Source organism: Salinicoccus sp. HZC-1 (assembly GCF_046736035.1).
GTDB lineage: Bacteria > Bacillota > Bacilli > Staphylococcales > Salinicoccaceae > Salinicoccus.
In genome coordinates, this window is sequence record NZ_CP177130.1 from 2,678,935 (window position 1) to 2,695,733 (window position 16,799).

Annotated in this window: 21 protein-coding genes; 16 read left to right on the plus strand and 5 right to left on the minus strand. The window is 45.9% G+C overall.

The annotated features are described in order from the left end of the window. Positions 1-540, minus strand: coding sequence for a GNAT family N-acetyltransferase (locus tag ACKRAT_RS13845; RefSeq protein ID WP_411842962.1), 540 nt, complete (start codon positions 538-540; stop codon positions 1-3). Positions 541-718: 178 nt separating this feature from the next. Between ACKRAT_RS13845 and ACKRAT_RS13850 the strand changes: the two genes are divergently transcribed. Beyond that, complete coding sequence (locus ACKRAT_RS13850) at positions 719-1,528, plus strand: metallophosphoesterase (RefSeq protein WP_411842963.1); 810 nt, start codon at positions 719-721, stop codon at positions 1,526-1,528. A gap of 51 nt (positions 1,529-1,579) precedes the next feature. Here the strand turns inward: ACKRAT_RS13850 and ACKRAT_RS13855 are convergent, their stop codons facing one another. Next, positions 1,580-1,867 carry a YerC/YecD family TrpR-related protein gene (locus tag ACKRAT_RS13855; RefSeq protein ID WP_411842964.1) on the minus strand — a complete coding sequence of 96 codons (288 nt, stop codon included), beginning with the start codon at positions 1,865-1,867 and terminating at the stop codon, positions 1,580-1,582. A gap of 160 nt (positions 1,868-2,027) precedes the next feature. Between ACKRAT_RS13855 and ACKRAT_RS13860 the strand changes: the two genes are divergently transcribed. The 14 genes from ACKRAT_RS13860 (at position 2,028) to ACKRAT_RS13925 (ending at position 12,304) form a co-directional block, all read left to right on the plus strand. After that, positions 2,028-2,831: an ATP phosphoribosyltransferase regulatory subunit gene (locus tag ACKRAT_RS13860; RefSeq protein ID WP_411842965.1), complete on the plus strand. Its 804-nt coding sequence runs from the start codon at positions 2,028-2,030 to the stop codon at positions 2,829-2,831. Then, positions 2,828-3,430, plus strand: a complete 603-nt coding sequence (gene hisG, locus ACKRAT_RS13865) for an ATP phosphoribosyltransferase (protein WP_411842966.1) — start codon at positions 2,828-2,830, stop codon at positions 3,428-3,430. The genes ACKRAT_RS13860 and hisG overlap by 4 nt, the downstream gene beginning before the upstream one ends. Next, positions 3,430-4,662: a histidinol dehydrogenase gene (gene hisD / locus ACKRAT_RS13870; protein WP_411842967.1), complete on the plus strand. Its 1,233-nt coding sequence runs from the start codon at positions 3,430-3,432 to the stop codon at positions 4,660-4,662. The genes hisG and hisD overlap by 1 nt, the downstream gene beginning before the upstream one ends. A 4-nt stretch (positions 4,663-4,666) precedes the next feature. Continuing rightward, entirely contained in the window at positions 4,667-5,701 is a 1,035-nt protein-coding gene (locus tag ACKRAT_RS13875) for a pyridoxal phosphate-dependent aminotransferase (protein WP_411842968.1), read from the plus strand. Further along, positions 5,646-6,224, plus strand: coding sequence for an imidazoleglycerol-phosphate dehydratase HisB (hisB, locus tag ACKRAT_RS13880; RefSeq protein ID WP_411842969.1), 579 nt, complete (start codon positions 5,646-5,648; stop codon positions 6,222-6,224). The genes ACKRAT_RS13875 and hisB overlap by 56 nt, the downstream gene beginning before the upstream one ends. Next, a complete protein-coding gene (gene hisH, locus ACKRAT_RS13885; RefSeq protein WP_411842970.1) occupies positions 6,221-6,796 on the plus strand; it encodes an imidazole glycerol phosphate synthase subunit HisH in 576 nt (191 codons plus the stop codon). Before hisB ends, hisH begins: the two co-directional genes overlap by 4 nt. Positions 6,797-6,798: 2 nt before the next feature. Further along, positions 6,799-7,500, plus strand: coding sequence for a 1-(5-phosphoribosyl)-5-[(5-phosphoribosylamino)methylideneamino]imidazole-4-carboxamide isomerase (gene hisA, locus ACKRAT_RS13890; protein WP_411842971.1), 702 nt, complete (start codon positions 6,799-6,801; stop codon positions 7,498-7,500). Beyond that, positions 7,497-8,261: an imidazole glycerol phosphate synthase subunit HisF gene (gene hisF, locus ACKRAT_RS13895; protein ID WP_411842972.1), complete on the plus strand. Its 765-nt coding sequence runs from the start codon at positions 7,497-7,499 to the stop codon at positions 8,259-8,261. Before hisA ends, hisF begins: the two co-directional genes overlap by 4 nt. Continuing rightward, entirely contained in the window at positions 8,258-8,881 is a 624-nt protein-coding gene (gene hisIE, locus ACKRAT_RS13900; RefSeq protein ID WP_411842973.1) for a bifunctional phosphoribosyl-AMP cyclohydrolase/phosphoribosyl-ATP diphosphatase HisIE, read from the plus strand. Before hisF ends, hisIE begins: the two co-directional genes overlap by 4 nt. 34 nt (positions 8,882-8,915) lie before the next feature. After that, entirely contained in the window at positions 8,916-9,143 is a 228-nt protein-coding gene (locus tag ACKRAT_RS13905) for a hypothetical protein (protein WP_411842974.1), read from the plus strand. Between the two features lie 156 nt (positions 9,144-9,299). Beyond that, positions 9,300-9,530 carry a hypothetical protein gene (locus tag ACKRAT_RS13910; protein ID WP_411842975.1) on the plus strand — a complete coding sequence of 77 codons (231 nt, stop codon included), beginning with the start codon at positions 9,300-9,302 and terminating at the stop codon, positions 9,528-9,530. 215 nt (positions 9,531-9,745) lie between these two features. Continuing rightward, positions 9,746-10,588, plus strand: coding sequence for an ABC transporter ATP-binding protein (locus ACKRAT_RS13915; protein WP_411842976.1), 843 nt, complete (start codon positions 9,746-9,748; stop codon positions 10,586-10,588). Then, positions 10,521-11,300: an ABC transporter permease gene (locus tag ACKRAT_RS13920; protein WP_411842977.1), complete on the plus strand. Its 780-nt coding sequence runs from the start codon at positions 10,521-10,523 to the stop codon at positions 11,298-11,300. The genes ACKRAT_RS13915 and ACKRAT_RS13920 overlap by 68 nt, the downstream gene beginning before the upstream one ends. A gap of 17 nt (positions 11,301-11,317) precedes the next feature. After that, positions 11,318-12,304 carry an ABC transporter substrate-binding protein gene (locus ACKRAT_RS13925; RefSeq protein ID WP_411842978.1) on the plus strand — a complete coding sequence of 329 codons (987 nt, stop codon included), beginning with the start codon at positions 11,318-11,320 and terminating at the stop codon, positions 12,302-12,304. A 90-nt stretch (positions 12,305-12,394) separates the two neighbouring features. On the opposite strand, the gene brnQ is transcribed toward ACKRAT_RS13925, so the two are convergent. Beyond that, a complete protein-coding gene (gene brnQ, locus ACKRAT_RS13930; RefSeq protein WP_411842979.1) occupies positions 12,395-13,717 on the minus strand; it encodes a branched-chain amino acid transport system II carrier protein in 1,323 nt (440 codons plus the stop codon). A 564-nt stretch (positions 13,718-14,281) separates the two neighbouring features. Here brnQ and ACKRAT_RS13935 point away from each other — a divergent pair. Continuing rightward, positions 14,282-15,196 (plus strand): SDR family NAD(P)-dependent oxidoreductase, encoded by a 915-nt coding sequence (locus ACKRAT_RS13935; RefSeq protein WP_411842980.1) that lies wholly within the window; start codon positions 14,282-14,284, stop codon positions 15,194-15,196. 73 nt (positions 15,197-15,269) lie between these two features. Here ACKRAT_RS13935 and pdxT read toward each other — a convergent pair whose 3' ends face one another. Together pdxT and pdxS are read right to left on the minus strand one after the other, a co-directional pair. Then, on the minus strand, positions 15,270-15,857 hold the full coding sequence (gene pdxT, locus ACKRAT_RS13940; RefSeq protein ID WP_411842981.1) for a pyridoxal 5'-phosphate synthase glutaminase subunit PdxT: 588 nt from the start codon (positions 15,855-15,857) through the stop codon (positions 15,270-15,272). Further along, positions 15,857-16,741 carry a pyridoxal 5'-phosphate synthase lyase subunit PdxS gene (gene pdxS, locus ACKRAT_RS13945; RefSeq protein WP_411842982.1) on the minus strand — a complete coding sequence of 295 codons (885 nt, stop codon included), beginning with the start codon at positions 16,739-16,741 and terminating at the stop codon, positions 15,857-15,859. The genes pdxT and pdxS overlap by 1 nt, the downstream gene beginning before the upstream one ends. Positions 16,742-16,799: the final 58 nt, after the last annotated feature.

Genomic DNA, 16,799 nt, shown 5'->3' on the forward strand with positions numbered 1-16,799 from the left:
CTAATCGAGTACAGGTACACCCAAAACCTCTTTATCAAAGTTTTCAGGAATAAGCACTTTATACATGAGTCCGTCCACATCGCCATATTCCTGTTCCCTTTCGTAATAGACCGTATAGCCCCTTCTCTCATAAATCCCCTTCAGCCAGGGGTGGAACTTCAGTGAAGTGCCGAGCACTACAGCGGGCGCTTTTAAAGTATCCCTTAAAATAGTTTCTTCAACGTAGGTGAGCAGCTTATCTCCAACCCCCTGCCCTTTATACTCCGGTTTGGTCGCGAACCACCAGACAAAAGGATATCCTGAAATATTAATTCCTGCCTCCCACGGAAATTTTATCGTGATGGTCGAAATGATCTCCCCGTCACGCTCCAGAACATAGGCGGTCGAATTCACTATATTGGCAGTAACATCCTCCAACCCGACATTCACCGACGGCCACTCTATCCCAAGATCCTTGAGCGGTTTAAACGCTGTTTTCATCAAAGCCAAAAATTCTTCGGCATCTTTTTTAGTTGCAACTCTAATAATATCTTCTGACATTCTGTACCTCCGGGAAAACAATTTATTCTATATCACCCTTATAATTCATACTTGAACAATAGGAATGCTTGTCAGTATATCGGTACATCAATATATCGTCAATGGAACTGTTTAGAATGGCATTTGAAATTTACGATGATAGAATTGGATTATGAATAGAAATACGGAGAGATTTATTATGAAAATTGGTATTATTTCCGATTTACACATTGACCGGGGAAATATAGGTATAAAAACATATGAAACACTTTTGGCAGAGGAAGTGAAAATCCGGGGCCTGGATATCCTCCTGGTTGCCGGAGATGTTTCCAGCCATTATGAAATGACTTCAGATTTTTTAAAGACAGTCGCTGACCTGACCGGTGTCGAAGTCCTTTTTGTACCAGGAAATCACGACTACTGGCTAACAGAAGGCGACGGTAAAACAACCAGGGAAGTCTACGATTTCTATAAGAAAATGCCGGGCAGCCTTTTGGAGTCCCCCTACCTTATAAATGAGGGTTGGGCGATTGTCGGTCACAGCGGCTGGTATGACTACACTTATGCAGATGAACGTTTCAGTACAGAAAAATTGGAAAGAGGTAAATTCTACGGCGGCACGTGGCAGGATAAATTGAAGATAGACTGGCAGCTTAACGACAGGGAACTGTCAAAAGTGTTTGCGGATAAAGCGGAAAAGGACATGGGAAAGGTGGGAGACAGGAAAATCATCCTGATGACCCATGTGGTCACACACAGAAGATATGCCGTTCCCATGCCCCACCGTCTGTTTGATTATTTCAACGCTTTCATCGGTACATCCGATTTTGATGATCTCTATAAAAAGTACCCCATAAAGTACAGCATCATGGGGCACGTGCATTTCCGCCATCAATTTACGCAGGATGGCCTGACTTATATTTGTGCATGTCTCGGATACCCGCGGGAATGGCGGACTGATGATATCCGCACGGAAATCAAGAATACTTTGCAGGTGATAGAAATATAATTAATATTATGAAACGCAAGTCATCACATCATTGTGCCGCTTACGTTTTCACTATTCCATACGGTCTATGATTCTATGATAGCCATCGCTTCCATAATCCAGGCATCGCTTCACCCGTGAGACTGTCGCGCTGGACGCGCCGGTTTCATCCTGGACTTTCTGATAGGTCTGTCCTTCTTTGATCCTCTTGGCAACCTGGAACCTCTGCTTCAGGGACACCAGCTCATTGGTTGTGCATAAGTCATCGAAAAAATGATAGCAATCGTCCAGGGTTTCGAGTTTCAATATCCCTTCGAATAGATCATCGAGTTGTTCCCCTCTTAACTTATCTATCTGCATATTGCTCCCCTCCAGTAATACGACCATCATAACAAAACACTTTAGCTATTTAAAGCATTAAACCAATTATCTGAAATGTCTTGCATCTGCTTATTTTATTTGTTAATATTTTATTTATTGATTATTCTTTACCACACTAAAGTATTAAAGGAGACGCTGTATGGAGAACGCATTGATTATGAACCGTTTGAAACTTGCACAGGATTATACCCGGCTGCTTGATCAGGAAGGCTACCAGCTGATTGATATGAATATGGTCGAGCCTTTTCAAATCGAGGATAAGCGCCATCATTCCTCCACAATCATTTTTGAAAAAAATGAACAGATTTTCTCGATCCGCAGCGACTGGACAAGATCACTGTTGAATTATAATGAGAACTACTACCTCAGCCATCGTTTCTTTGGATACTTTGGCCCGGTGGTAAGGAACTATAAAACATTCTATCAGGCCGGTGTCGAGCTTTACGGCCCTACCGAAGATGAAGTACTGAAAAGTATCGACATGCATCTGTCATTCATCGAGGACAGGAATGGCGGGGAGTTCAGGTCCATCGTCGTCAACGATGACAAGCTTCTCGACTTTTATATCGAAAAGTATGGACTGGACACAGATATCCGCAAACTTGTATATGAAAAAAACCTGTCCGAACTCAAGAAGAGGCTCGGCAGCGAACACCCACTATACATTCTGATGGCGGCAAAAGTAAGTGAACAGATCAACCTTGTAAATAATGAATTTGGGGACACCGATATCATGAAGTTCCTGAACCATCTGAATGCATACCTTGAAAAATACAATATGAAGTTCATCCTGGATCTTTCTTTCCGTTCACCCCAGTCCTATTACAACGGTTTTTATTTCCAGATATTTTTAAATCATGACTATCCGCTCTTAAGCGGCGGGGAATACAACAGCAGTGCATTCGGCATTGCGGTCAATCTATCCAATGGAGGACTCTTATGATTACTGTCGCGCTGACCAAAGGTCGTCTTTTTAAAGACTTCATCAAATATATGGAAGAAAACAATCTGAGTGATTATATCGGGGCATTGACCGGGGAAACCCGCTCCCTCTATACAGTCGTGGATAACGTGAAATTCATCTTTGCCAAAGGACCGGATGTGCCGACGTATGTGGAAAGCGGCGTTGCCGATATCGGAATCGTCGGTTCGGACATCATCACAGAAGATGAATTCAATATTTTAAACGTTTCCCAGCTGCCGTTTGGTGACTGCCATTTCTCTGTCGCCGCCCTGCCCGGCCAGGAAGCATTCGATACAATCGCCACAAAATACACGAACGTGGCTTTTGAACATTTCAAAAGCAAGAAAAAAGATGTGTCACTCGTGCATCTCAACGGTTCCGTCGAGCTGGCACCGCTTCTCGGACTTTCCGATGCGATTGTCGATATTGTACAGACAGGCAGCACACTGAAGGATAACGGTCTGATCGAGTACGAAAAAATCATGGACATCCATGCACGCCTGATTGCCAATAAAAGAACGTTCTATACTAAAGAAGACGAAATATATGACTTCCTTACAGAAATCGGGGTGGTCTGATGAACGTTTCGGAATTCAAAGAAATTTTTCAGAATAACACAGAGACAGCCGGATTCGAGGGCATGGCGGACGTCATGGAAATCATCGAGGCAGTCAGACAGGAAAAAGACGCCGCACTCAGACAATATACCGAGAAATTTGACGGCCGCACGCTGGATTCTTTCAAAGTGCCCGCCGAAAAACTGGAAGACAGCTATAACGCCCTCCCGGATGCGGAGAGGCAGGCTTTGGAAAAGATCAAAAAGAGGATTGAAGCCTACCAGAGAACAATCAAATATGAAGATCAGGATGACGGGGAGTTCAAGTACGTGTATCACCCGATCGAAAAGGTCGGTGTCTACGTACCGGGCGGAACGGCATTATATCCATCGAGCGTCCTTATGACGGTCGTGCCGGCTCTTGCTGCCGGAGTCAGGGAAATCCATGTGGTGACGCCGACATTCGAAGAGAACAATATTACATTCGCCGCACTTCATATATGCGGCATTACAGACGTATACACAATCGGCGGGGCCCAGGCGATTGCCGCCCTCGCCTTCGGGACGGAATCCATTCCCAAAGTGGATAAGATCGTCGGTCCGGGCAACTACTATGTGGCTCTGGCGAAGCGGCTTTTATTCGGCGAAGTGGGCATCGACATGATTGCCGGGCCGAGTGAAATTCTGATCTATATCGATTCTGATGTGCATGTGGATGCGATCGTATATGATATTTTCGCCCAATCCGAACACGACCGGAATGCGCGTACGTTCCTGCTCAGTGAAGACCGGGCAATCATCGATTCGATTGAAGACAGGATGAGCGCACTCATTGACGCACAGCCCCGCGCTGAAATCATAAGGGAATCCATAGAAAACAATCACTACGCAGTTGTGGATTCACGTGAATCACTGCTCGGCCTTGTGAATTTCATCGCTCCGGAACATGTTTCCGTCCAGCATAAGGATTCTGAAATGATCATCAGCAATATCAAATATGCAGGGGCGGTGTTTGAAGGCTACTACTCACCGGAAGCGATCGGTGACTATGCAGCGGGACCATCCCACGTATTGCCCACAGACCGGACAGGACGATTCAGCCACGGGTTGAATGTAAATGACTTCCTGACAAGCCATGCGGTCATTTCACTTAAAGAAGATACTTTTAACGAAATAGCAGATCCGGCAATGACAGTCGCGAGACGGGAACAGCTGGACGCACACTATCAATCATTGAAAATCAGAACGGAGTGATCTAATGATCCACATGGACCGGAATACCAGTCCGATTTCCCCATTGTCTGATGCAGCCGTCAGGGAAGTCGTTGAAAATACTGTCCTCTACGAATATCCAAGTGATGAAATTGTACGATTCAAACAGCTCTATGCCGATTACTATAATATCAGGCCGGAACAGGTGGAAGTAGCGAACGGTTCTGACGAATGGATCCAGAAGACGATCATGACCCTCGGGAAAGACGGTGTCATGGCATTATCCCCCGACTTTGTGATGTACCAGGAATATTCGGGCCAGATGAATTTCACATTCGATACCATTCCCTGCGACGAAAACTTCCAATTCGATTTCGATAAAGTAATCGATGCAATCAACGAGAAGCGCCCGTCTTTATTCCTGATATCCATGCCGCATAATCCGACAGGCCAGTTGTTTGAGGACACTGCACTCGAACGCCTTTCAGAAGCGATGAAATCCGTCGGCGGATATGTGGTGCTTGATGAAGCCTATGCCGAATTTGCAGCGGATTATAAAAGACCTGAAGGGGAGCATATCGTCATCATCCGGACTTTGAGCAAGATTTTCGGCATCGCCGGGCTCAGAGTGGGAATGGCGATTGCCGACGGGGAAACATACAGGAAGATAACGCAGCTCAACCACCCCTATCCTGTGAACGCACTGTCTTTAAACCTGGCGAGCAGAATATTCGAAGATAAAAGTGAACTCGGGACATTTACAGACTACCAGCTCGAATCCAAAAGACAGCTGGCAGAAGCATTTCAAGCGGTTGAAGATAAAGTGAATATTATCGAATCCAACACCAACTTCATATTTACCTATGGGAGAAATGCGAAATCCCTCGGACAGTATTTATGGGATAATGGGTATCAGCCAAGGATGTACAACATCGATCCCCTGAACGATGTTGTCCGATATTCAATCATTAAACTCGAGGACTATGATGGATTGAAAAAATTAATCAATGAATGGAGCAATCAATATGATCAAGAAGGAAAGAGCAACACAGGAAACACAAATCTCAATTTCAATCGATGATAAGAAATCATTCAAAGAATCGCAGATTTCAACGAACGTCGGTTTTTTTGACCATATGCTGACGCTCCTCAGCTTCCATTCGGAACTTTATCTTGATGTGAAAGCAGACGGCGATAACGCAGTCGATGACCATCACACGGTGGAAGATGTGGGCATCATACTGGGCCAGCTGATCCGGGAGCTCTATACAGAAAAACAGTCCTATCAGCGGTACGGCACAACATACATCCCGATGGATGAATCCCTGGCCCGTGTTGTACTCGACCTGTCCGGACGTCCGCACTTGAACTTCCAGGCGGAATTCTCAAAAGAGAAGGTCGGCAATTTTGATACGGAACTCGTCATGGAGTTTTTCAATGCCCTCAGCATGAACAGCCGGATGACACTGCATGTCGATCTGCTTAAAGGCGGGAATACCCACCATGAAATCGAAGCGGTCTTCAAGGCCTTTTCGAGAAGTTTAAAAGCGGCACTTGCACCCAGTGAATCGGGAATCCCTTCCTCCAAAGGGGTTATCGAATGATCGGCATCGTAGATTATTCCCTGGGAAATATTCAAAATATCAAAAATGCACTCGATAAACTTGGCTATCCATATATGTTATCCAGCAGACACAGTGACCTTTTAAACTGTGATGTCGTCATCCTGCCGGGTGTGGGCCATTTCGGAAGTGCCATCAACACCATCGATGCACTTGGAATCAAAGATGAATTGCTTGAGATCGCCAAAACTAAAAGGATCATCGGCATCTGTCTCGGGATGCAGCTGTTGTTCGAATCCAGCGAAGAAGGAAATGTCAAAGGCCTGGGACTTTTAAAAGGACATGTCCGTAAAATAGATACACCGTATGTCATTCCACATTTAGGATGGAATACCCTGAACAGCAATAATGAAAAACTAAACGGCAAAGATGTTTATTTCATCCATAGTTATATGGTCGAAGATGCGGCCGACATCATCGCAACGAGTGACTATGGTGCTGATGTACCCGCAATTGCCCAAAAGGATAATATCATCGGAATCCAGTTCCATCCCGAGAAATCAGGAGATGCTGGATTGGAAATATTAAAACACGCCATTGAAGGAGGATTTTAAAAATGAATATCATCCCTGCCATCGACATCATCGACGGTAAAAACGTCCGCCTCACCCAAGGGGATTACGATCAGAAAACAGCAATGAAGCGCACACCGGAGGAAGCGATCCAGTTTTATTCAAGTTTTGAACAGGTCAAACGAATCCATATTGTTGACCTGATGGGTGCACTTAAACAAAATGCGCAGGAAACGACAGTGATTGAGCAGCTGAAATCACTGACGGATCTCCCCCTTCAAATCGGCGGCGGCCTGAGAAGCATTGAAACGATTGAACAATATGATGCGATCGGCATCGATTATTTCATTCTGGGTACAAAAGCGATTCTGGATATCGAATGGCTGAAAGATGTGGCTGAACAGTTCCCCGATCGTGTATTTGTGGGCACTGATGCCAAAGAGAACGATATTTATGTCAACGGATGGACAGAAAACAGCAATATCACCATCGACGACTATATTAAAGAAATCGAGAATCTGGACATCGCGGGCATCATCTACACCGATATCAACAAGGATGGCATGAACCAGGGACCGAACTTCGAGAATACGCAACGCATAAACGAATTGACACGGCATACAGTCATAGCAAGCGGCGGTGTCAGGGATAAAACCGATCTCGATAAGCTCGAGTCCATGGGCATCAATAATGCGATTGTCGGCAAAGCCAGTCACACTGATTCATTTTGGAGGGATATCAAATGATTAAAAAAAGAATCACCCCCTGTTTGGATGTTAAAGAAGGCCGCGTTGTAAAAGGCGTCAATTTCGTCGGGCTCAGGGATATCGGGGATCCGGTCGAACTTGCCAAGAGATACAACGAAGAGGGTGCGGACGAACTCGTCTTTTTGGATATTTCAAAAACACAGGATGGCCACGACCTGATGATAGATGTCATCAGAGAAACAGCAAAAGAACTCTTCATCCCGCTGACAATCGGCGGCGGCATATCTTCGATTGAAGACATACGGCAACTACTTAATGCGGGCGCAGATAAAGTCAGCATCAATTCTGCCGCATTGAAGGATCCGGATCTGATCGAAACGGCGTCAGCGGTATTCGGCAAACAATGCATCTGCATCGCAATCGATGTGAAATACGATCCGGAGAAAGCGGATTATTTCGTATTTACCCATGGCGGATCAAAAGATACCGGCATTCGTGCATTCGACTGGGTCGTCCAATGTGCCGAACGCGGCGCCGGCGAACTGCTCATCACAAGCATGGATCACGACGGGGTGAAACAGGGATTCGATGTTGATTTTCTGAAACAGGCAAATGCACTCGTCAATATACCGATCATCGCAAGCGGCGGTGCCGGAAACGAAGTGCACTTCGCCGAAGTGTTCAAAGAAACGGGTGTATCCGCCGGACTCGCCGCTTCCATATTCCATAACAAAGAAGTGGAAATAAAAGATCTGAAACAGAAATTGCAGGAGGAAGGATTCGAGGTGAGACTTTCATGAAACCGAATTTTGAAAAAGGAAACGGCCTATTATCCGTCATTCTGCAGGACTACAAAACAAAACAGGTGCTGATGAACGGCTTCATGAACGAAGAGGCCTACCGGAAGACGCTCGAAGACAGGGTCGTCTGGTTTTATTCCCGCACGAAAGAGAGACTGTGGAAAAAAGGGGAAACGAGCGGTCACATACAAGCTGTGAAAGAGATGGCCCTCGACTGCGACCAGGACGCACTGCTCATCCAGGTCGAACCCAAAGGGCCAACCTGTCATTTGGGTACACAGAGCTGCTTCGGGGATGACTTCTTCAACCTGCAGACTTTGGAAAAGATAGTGGACCAGAAAGTTGGAAACCCACAGGAAGGGTCCTACACGAAATACTTAACAGAAGAAGGCACGGATAAAATACTTAAGAAATGCGGCGAAGAGATGACGGAAGTTGTGATTGCTGCGAAAAACAATGACAGCACTGAACTCGTTGATGAAACAAGCGACCTGCTCTATCATCTGCTCGTTCTGCTGAAAAACCAGGATGTTTCCCTGAAGGATGTTGAGGACAGATTGGGAGAACGCCATGGAGAAAATCTGTCATATAAAGTGCGCGGGGAAATTGAAGAGTGGTAGGATAAAGATGCCGATATCCGAGGAGTGTCTTTAAATGAGCGAAAATAATATGCACGGTGTTCAGAGTAAGTATATTGCCCTGGGATTAAGCCTGGGCGTCGTTTTAGGAGCGATATTAGGCTATCTCCTCCATATAGTTCTGGATAATATCATGTTCCTCCCCGTGGGCATCACATTAGGCCTTACTGCAGGTCTCCTGTTCGGTGCAGCTTTTGGCAGAAATAAAAATAAACAACATGATAAGGAGCATGGAAAAGACTGAGGCGTAGGCGCCTCAGTCTTTTCCCGGTTTTAGAGGCTTTAAGAATAGAAGATTCGAATTCGGGTACATATATAATGAATCCAGTACGCACGCAGAAGCATAACAGTTTTTATTTAAATTCGCACATTATGATTTTGAAGATGAAAGGGGATCAAAATGAAAAACATGGATATGAAGTCTGTCGTGACTTCCTTCGTCATCGGGATACCCGTCGGCCTGGTATTCGGCTACATGATTACTATACTGACAGAAAACTATGTTTATTTATGGGCAGCCGGCATTCCACTCGGCATAATATTCGGTATTATCCTTGCAGTTCCCATGGCCAAAGGCAAGAACAGATCTGCCAAAGAAATTATGAAACATGAAGAAGATAAGAAAGACTGAGGATTTTTTATATTCCTCAGTCTTTTTCAAGTTCAACAGCTTGCTTATACGGATACTAAACTGTAAAACAATGAAGCGAAATGATGAAATGAACGTTCATTATGTCTTGTCCGTATTATTGAATGACCCCTTGCCCACCGCCTTGACAGTTGCTTCAAAATTAACATATAATCCATATAGGTTTAGTAGGATTTTTTGAGGAGGCGAGGTGCACTATGAAAGTAAGGCTGAAGCAGGTTAATAAATCTTTCCAAAAAGGCAAGAATGACTCGCTTAATGTTCTGGATAATATTGATTTCAACATCAATGAAGGAGAGTTCGTGTCTCTAATCGGGCCTTCCGGGTGCGGTAAATCGACCATATTAAAATTAATCGCCGGTCTGGATTATCCCACTTCAGGAGAAGTGCTCATGAACGATAAAAAGATCAAGGGGCCCGGGACAGACCGTGTGGTTGTGTTCCAGGAAGGCGGCTTATTCCCCTGGATGACCGTATTCGAAAACGTTACATATGGACTTTTACGTAAAAAGATGACTAAAAAAGAAGCAGAGGAAAAAGCGATGGAAGGTCTCAAAATGGTCCACCTTGGGAACTTCATACAGTCATATCCGCATGAACTCTCAGGCGGAATGAAGCAGCGGGTTGCAATCGCCCGTGCCCTCGTCATGGACCCCGATGTACTTTTGATGGACGAACCCTTTGCTGCACTTGATGAGCAGACCCGGCTTGTCCTCCATAAAGAACTCCAATCCATCTGGGCAGAGACCGGCAAGACGATTTTATTCATCACCCATAACATCCGCGAAGCGTTGACACTCTCAGACAGGGTGTTGCTCATGAGCACGAGACCCGGTGCGATTAAGCAGGAGTTCACCGTGCAGGCTGCAAGGCCCAGAGATCCTTCTGACAGTAATATTGTGGAGCTGGAGCGGCGCGTGATGCATGAACTGGAAGAAGAAATGGAAAAAGTGCTGAAGGAGGAATTCGGCGATGACTACACTCTTGCGAAGAGTAACATTCACGATAGTGATAATAGCCATATGGGAAGTCATATCTAAACTGGGTATCTTTCCCACTTTCATGTTTCCACCTCTGATCATCCCGAATGATCCGGGTGGAGTCACAGTTTTAAAAACATTGTTCAGCGGCATATTGTCCGGTCAGATCCTCAGTGCGACGGGTGTGACCCTCAGCCGTCTGCTCATCGGATTCTTCATAGCAGTGGTACTCGGACTCACGTTCGGCTTTTTGATCGCACGCTACAAATGGGTGGATGACACGCTGGGATATTTCGTCACAGCATTACAGTCCATCCCGAGTATCGTATGGTTCCCGCTTGCGATTGTATGGTTCGGTCTCGGTACCACTGCAATTTTATTCATCGTCGCAATTGGTGCGACATGGACAATGACGGTCAACTCCAGTGCAGGGTTCAAAAACGTTCCAAGCATTTATATCAATGCCGCACGAACACTTGGATCGTCCGGGGCCCATCTGCTCAGAACAGTTATTCTACCCGCTTCCGTCCCCCATATCATTTCGGGGCTCCGTGTCGCCTGGGCCTTTGCCTGGCGTGCAATCATGGCCGGGGAACTGCTTGGCGCAGCAGGCGGCTTGGGGTATCTGCTTGACTTGGGACGCTCCACGCAGGCGATGGACCTGGTCCTTTCGATCATGATTGTCATCGGTGTCATCGGTACGATTATAGATAACCAGATATTCTTAAGAATGGAACGCTCTGTTGCCAGAAAATGGGGCCTTAGAACATAAAGGAGAGAATAATTCACATGAAAAAAACACTGTTTGGCTTGTTAACTATGCTGGCACTCATCATTTCCGGGTGCGGCGGCGGTGGCTCGGGAGAGTCCGCAGAAGAAGTGCGTATCGGCTACTTCCCTAACTTCACACATATCACAACAATCATTGCACTTGAAAATGGCTACTTTCAGGAAGAATTCGGAGAAGACATTAACATCGATACAATGACTTTCCCTGACGGAAGCGCATTTATGGAAGCCCTGTCGACAGATGAATTTGACATCGGAACAGTCGGCCCGTCACCGACAACAAATACTTACCTGAGAAATCCCGCCCATGAAATCATTGCAGGTGCTGTGAATGGCGGTGCCGTCCTTGCGACTGCAGAGCACTCAGATATAGAGAGTGCAGAGGACCTTAAAGGGACAAGAATTGCAATTCCGACTATCGGTTCCACCCAGGACATCATGCTGCGTAAAGTGCTTCAGGATGCAGGACTCACGGCAGAAGACGTAGAAATGATGCCGCAGGCTCCCGCTGACACTTCCACACTCTTCCTCCAGGAAGATGTAGATGCTGCAGCCACACAGGAACCATGGGGTGTATTCCTGGAGACCCAGACGAACGCAGACATCCTTCTCGATGAAGAGGAGTTCGCATGGGGAACTGAATCCACAACGACAGTCGTCACAGCCCGCCAGGGATTTACAGACAATAACCCGGAGCTGACAGAAGCATACATCCGCGCACATATGAAAGCCATTGAATTCTTTGAACAGAATCAGGAAGAAGCTGTACAGATATTCGTTGATCATATTGCAGAAATCTCCGGTCAGGAGCTTGATTTCGAAGAGACATTAAAAGCAAGCAACCGTTTAAATCCAACGTATGAAATCAATGAGGAAGTCCTGCAGGAGATGGCGACAATCAGTAATGAAGCGGATTACACACCCTCCGATGATATCGAAGGACTCGTCAACACTGAGTTTTTGGATGCTGCATTGGAAAATGAATAGAGATATCCAATAGAAAAACAGGAAGGCGGGATGTGAATTTTCACATCCCGCCTTCTTATTATATTCGTTTGAACCCTTCTCCCGGAGTCATCATTTTGTTTGCTTCTTTGTTTCAAGCGCGTCCCTTTTGCCCCTATGATCTATGAACAGACCAATTAACGTCAATATTACAAAAGGCAGCAGCCAGCCGAGTCCATCTCTTGATAACGGAATAGCAAGATATACAGCAGATATGGAGTCACTATTCAGCAGACCGTTAGTATATATGATTTCCATTATGGAAATGCTAAGCGTTACAATGACTGGCAGTATATAAGCATATTTCAATTCGAAACCGATAAATATATTTATCAAGGATACCAGAACAAGCACGATGGACAACGGATAGAGGAATGTCAGCAAAGGCAATGCCAGACTGAGTATCGTCTCCAATCCAAGAGTTGTAAAGAAAAAGCCTACAGCAGTGAAGATTGTGACATAGATCTTATATGAAATCCTGTTATATTGTCTGAAGGCGAATTCCGCACAGGCATTGACCAGTCCGGTGCATGTCGTCAGACATGCCAGAACCACAATGGAGGAGAACAGCAGGTCTCCAAAGTTTCCGAAAATGCGCAAGGAATTATACGTAAGTATATCCGTGCCATCCTGATAGCCATTCCTGCTCGTCGTCCCGCCGATATATGCCAGGGAAAAATAGACTATAGCCAGAAGTCCGGATGAAAGGATACCGGCTTTGATTACAGAAAATATAATTTTGGACTTATCCGTAATCCCTGCATATTTAAAACCATTGACGATCACGATTGAAAAAGCAAGTGCCGCAATCAGATCCATTGTGAAATATCCTTCCAGAACGCCCGAGATAAAAGGCGTCCCGCTATACTTGCCCTCTGAAGCCTGCAACGGGGCTTCCGGACGGAAAATTGCGTATATGGAAAGCAGTGCAATCCCAATCAACAGCAAAGGTGTCAGCAGTTTTCCTATATTATTCACTATTTTCGTGGGGTTCAATGCAGCGATGTAGACAACGATGAAAAAGATTATGGAAAATATAATCAAAGTAATGGAATTATGTACGGGCAGAAGATTCCCTGTTCCAATCTCATAAGCGACGTTCGCAGCTCTCGGAATACCGTAGAATGCACCGATCGACATGTAGATCAGGATAGCGAATATCAGACCGAATAAGGGATGTACAGGCTTCCCTATTCTTTCCACCCCTTCATCATAATAAGCGACAACGATTACCGTAATAAATGGCAGCAGTATACCGGTGACCGTGAACCCTGTCATCGCAACCCACATCTTCTCACCCGCCAGATGTCCGAGCATCGGTGGGAAAATCAGATTTCCTGCACCAAAAAACAACGAAAACAACATCAGGCCGGATATTAATACTAAACGATTCATCAAAATCCCCCTCAATAAAAAAGTACCATTAATAAAGGACGGTCATATAACCGTGGTACCACCTCTAATAATCTCCGGCTCCAACCAGCTGTAAGAACCGTTCAATATAGATTTTGATAACATGTAATCAACACGGGATCGCTTACTGATTTCAGCAATCCACCCTTAGAAGATTTGATATTCTGAATCAACTTCGGCCGCTTCACACCTGCCACAGCTCTCTGATTTTCCTGTTCATCCAAAAGGTTCTTCCGGGTTGTATTCAGTTAAAATACTTAATCAATTATAAGACTCTTTAAAACATTGTCAATATACCAGACGATTATGAATGCTGCTTTTATAGATCGGAAAGGTCATATTGGAATTTGCAAAATAAAAGTAATACGTCCCGGTTTAATTGTAAACGGTATACCCGTTGTGAACCTGCTGGGGGGAACCGGAAATTACAGGCATTGACGCCGATCGCCGGATTACCGCGAAAGATATATTTGGCACTGATTAAGAATATTCCATCCTATATCGGGAAATGAAGAATATCACTTATATAAAATGGAGGCGTCTATAATGGCAAAGAAGAATCGTAATGGATTGACCGTAGTCATTGCCGGTGCATCGAGCGGATTCGGTAAAGGTGTGGCGCGCAGACTTGCAGAAGAGGGAGCGAACGTTGTGCTGGGTGCACGGCGTACACACCTCGTCGAAGCGTTGGCAGAAGAACTGGGCCCTGCTGCCACGGCCGTAACGATGGATATCAGCAGAGAGGAAGACGTCAAAAAGCTCTCCGATACAGCGATTGAAAAACACGGAAGCATTGACGTATGGATCAACACAGCGGGTGTCGGCCTGATTGGCCCCTACACTGAGATTCCCGTCGAAGATTTTAAACGCATACTCGAGATAAACGTACTGGGTACGATGATTGCCAGCCAGTATGCCCTGAGGCATTTCAAAAAACAGGATACGGGCACACTGATCAATATAGGATCGATCGCTGCCAAAGTGCCGTTCCCTTATTATACGAGCTACAGTGCGAGCAAATATGCAGTATCCGGTTTGAGTTATGCCCTGCAGAGAGAAATGGAAGCCGAAGGATATGAAGAAATTAAAGTGTGCACGGTTCACCCATGGGCAACCGATACGCCATGGTTCGACCACTCCGGCAACTATTCCGGACACCGTGCCCAGATGAAACCGATGGATGACCCGGAAAGTGTGAATGATGCAATCATCGATCTCATCGACAATCCACAGGAAAGTGTGGAAGTCGGTGTGAAGACAAAAGGTTCGGCAATTTCAGAAAGCCTGCTGCCTGGATTGACCGAAAAATTCAATGCCAATCATGTACAGAATGTCATTGAAGATGCGCCGCCCGTCCCGGACACCTCAGGAAGCCTGCATGAGCCGATGGACGGCGGCACGGAAGTGTCGGCCGGATTGCGTGACCGGATGAAGGCGGATAAGAAAAATAAAAAGGATTAGCATTGTTCAAAGATCATATTAAAAATTTAAGAGAGAACCATTCCCGTTATAATGGGAATGGTTCTCTCTTATTTTATATTTCAACCGATAATTCTTTCTGCACGCATGCTTCCACCATATCTATAAAGTACTGATGAAACACAGTTGAATCCGTAAGTTCGGGATGGAATGAAATCCCCAAATGTCTGTCTGACCGTACCGCAACAATTTTCCCTTCAACCTGGGAGAGAATCTCTACTCCTGTACCCGTTGAGGTGATGTGGGGCGCTCTGATGAAGACCGCGGCGGCTTTTTCATCGATGCCCCGGACGTCGAGGTCCGCTTCAAAACTGTCGATCTGCCTGCCGAATGAATTTCTTTCCACTGTGATATCGAGCTTGCCCAAATGCCCTTCTTCGGATCCGACGACATTTTCAGCAAGCAGTATCAGGCCGGCACATGTGCCGAACATCGGCAGCTCACTCCTGCGAAGTGCTTCCGTGAAGCCGTAACGATCCATCAGACGGCGCATTGTAGTGGATTCTCCCCCGGGTATAATGAGTCCATCCACCAGATCCAGCGCTTCAACCTTTTTAATCGGCAGTGCTTCATGCCCGCACGCTTCTACGAGTCCTGCGTGTTCCCTTACTGCGCCCTGCAGCGCGAGTATGCCGATTTTCATTACCATCCGCGCTCCTGCATTCTTTCTTCTAATGAAAGCTGGTTGATATCGATGCCTTTCATTGCAGTGCCGAGCTCTTTTGCGAGTCTGCCGATTAATTCGTAGTCCTGGTAGTGTGTTGTCGCTTCTACGATCGCTTTGGCAAATTTCTCAGGATTCTCTGATTTGAATACACCTGATCCGACAAATACACCGTCTGCGCCGAGTTCCATCATAAGTGCCGCATCCTGCGGTGTTGCAACGCCGCCTGCTGCGAAGTTGACTACCGGCAGTTTGCCCAGTTCTTTTATTTCTTTCAGTACATCATACGGTGCGCCATGGTTTTTTGCTTCAGTCATCAGTTCATCATCACTCATTACTGAAATCTGACGTACTTCCTGATTGACCAGTCTCAGGTGTCTGACTGCCTCAACGATATTGCCGGTGCCCGGTTCCCCTTTTGTTCTCAGCATGGATGCGCCTTCTCCGATACGTCTTGCCGCTTCGCCGATGTTACGGCACCCGCATACGAATGGAACTGTATATTCATCTTTCTTCAGGTGGAATACTTCATCTGCCGGTGTAAGCACTTCAGATTCATCTATATAGTCCACTCCGAGAGATTCCAATACCCTCGCTTCTGTAATATGGCCGATTCTGCATTTTGCCATTACCGGAATTGATACCGCATTGACGACTTCCTCAACGATTCTTGGATCACATGCCCTTGCGACACCGCCTGCTGCCCTGATGTCGGACGGCACACGTTCAAGTGCCATCACAGCGACTGCCCCTGCTGCTTCTGCAACTTTCGCCTGCTCGGCATTGACCACATCCATGATTACGCCACCCTTTTGCATTTCCGCCATTCCTCTTTTAACTCTTTCTGTACCTGTCTGCTGCATTCTTTACGACTCCCTTTCTTGTTTGCGTTTATATTGAAATAGTATAGAATAAAATCTG

What these genes read in the sequence shown, in the direction of transcription:
- ACKRAT_RS13845 (WP_411842962.1), bottom strand. Translation starts at nt 540, where the DNA reads ATGTCAGAAGATATTATTAGAGTTGCAACTAAAAAAGATGCCGAAGAA.
- ACKRAT_RS13850 (WP_411842963.1), top strand. Translation starts at nt 719, where the DNA reads ATGAAAATTGGTATTATTTCCGATTTACACATTGACCGGGGAAATATA.
- ACKRAT_RS13855 (WP_411842964.1), bottom strand. Translation starts at nt 1,867, where the DNA reads ATGCAGATAGATAAGTTAAGAGGGGAACAACTCGATGATCTATTCGAA.
- ACKRAT_RS13860 (WP_411842965.1), top strand. Translation starts at nt 2,028, where the DNA reads ATGGAGAACGCATTGATTATGAACCGTTTGAAACTTGCACAGGATTAT.
- hisG (WP_411842966.1), top strand. Translation starts at nt 2,828, where the DNA reads ATGATTACTGTCGCGCTGACCAAAGGTCGTCTTTTTAAAGACTTCATC.
- hisD (WP_411842967.1), top strand. Translation starts at nt 3,430, where the DNA reads ATGAACGTTTCGGAATTCAAAGAAATTTTTCAGAATAACACAGAGACA.
- ACKRAT_RS13875 (WP_411842968.1), top strand. Translation starts at nt 4,667, where the DNA reads ATGATCCACATGGACCGGAATACCAGTCCGATTTCCCCATTGTCTGAT.
- hisB (WP_411842969.1), top strand. Translation starts at nt 5,646, where the DNA reads ATGATCAAGAAGGAAAGAGCAACACAGGAAACACAAATCTCAATTTCA.
- hisH (WP_411842970.1), top strand. Translation starts at nt 6,221, where the DNA reads ATGATCGGCATCGTAGATTATTCCCTGGGAAATATTCAAAATATCAAA.
- hisA (WP_411842971.1), top strand. Translation starts at nt 6,799, where the DNA reads ATGAATATCATCCCTGCCATCGACATCATCGACGGTAAAAACGTCCGC.
- hisF (WP_411842972.1), top strand. Translation starts at nt 7,497, where the DNA reads ATGATTAAAAAAAGAATCACCCCCTGTTTGGATGTTAAAGAAGGCCGC.
- hisIE (WP_411842973.1), top strand. Translation starts at nt 8,258, where the DNA reads ATGAAACCGAATTTTGAAAAAGGAAACGGCCTATTATCCGTCATTCTG.
- ACKRAT_RS13905 (WP_411842974.1), top strand. Translation starts at nt 8,916, where the DNA reads ATGAGCGAAAATAATATGCACGGTGTTCAGAGTAAGTATATTGCCCTG.
- ACKRAT_RS13910 (WP_411842975.1), top strand. Translation starts at nt 9,300, where the DNA reads ATGAAAAACATGGATATGAAGTCTGTCGTGACTTCCTTCGTCATCGGG.
- ACKRAT_RS13915 (WP_411842976.1), top strand. Translation starts at nt 9,746, where the DNA reads ATGAAAGTAAGGCTGAAGCAGGTTAATAAATCTTTCCAAAAAGGCAAG.
- ACKRAT_RS13920 (WP_411842977.1), top strand. Translation starts at nt 10,521, where the DNA reads ATGACTACACTCTTGCGAAGAGTAACATTCACGATAGTGATAATAGCC.
- ACKRAT_RS13925 (WP_411842978.1), top strand. Translation starts at nt 11,318, where the DNA reads ATGAAAAAAACACTGTTTGGCTTGTTAACTATGCTGGCACTCATCATT.
- brnQ (WP_411842979.1), bottom strand. Translation starts at nt 13,717, where the DNA reads ATGAATCGTTTAGTATTAATATCCGGCCTGATGTTGTTTTCGTTGTTT.
- ACKRAT_RS13935 (WP_411842980.1), top strand. Translation starts at nt 14,282, where the DNA reads ATGGCAAAGAAGAATCGTAATGGATTGACCGTAGTCATTGCCGGTGCA.
- pdxT (WP_411842981.1), bottom strand. Translation starts at nt 15,857, where the DNA reads ATGAAAATCGGCATACTCGCGCTGCAGGGCGCAGTAAGGGAACACGCA.
- pdxS (WP_411842982.1), bottom strand. Translation starts at nt 16,741, where the DNA reads ATGCAGCAGACAGGTACAGAAAGAGTTAAAAGAGGAATGGCGGAAATG.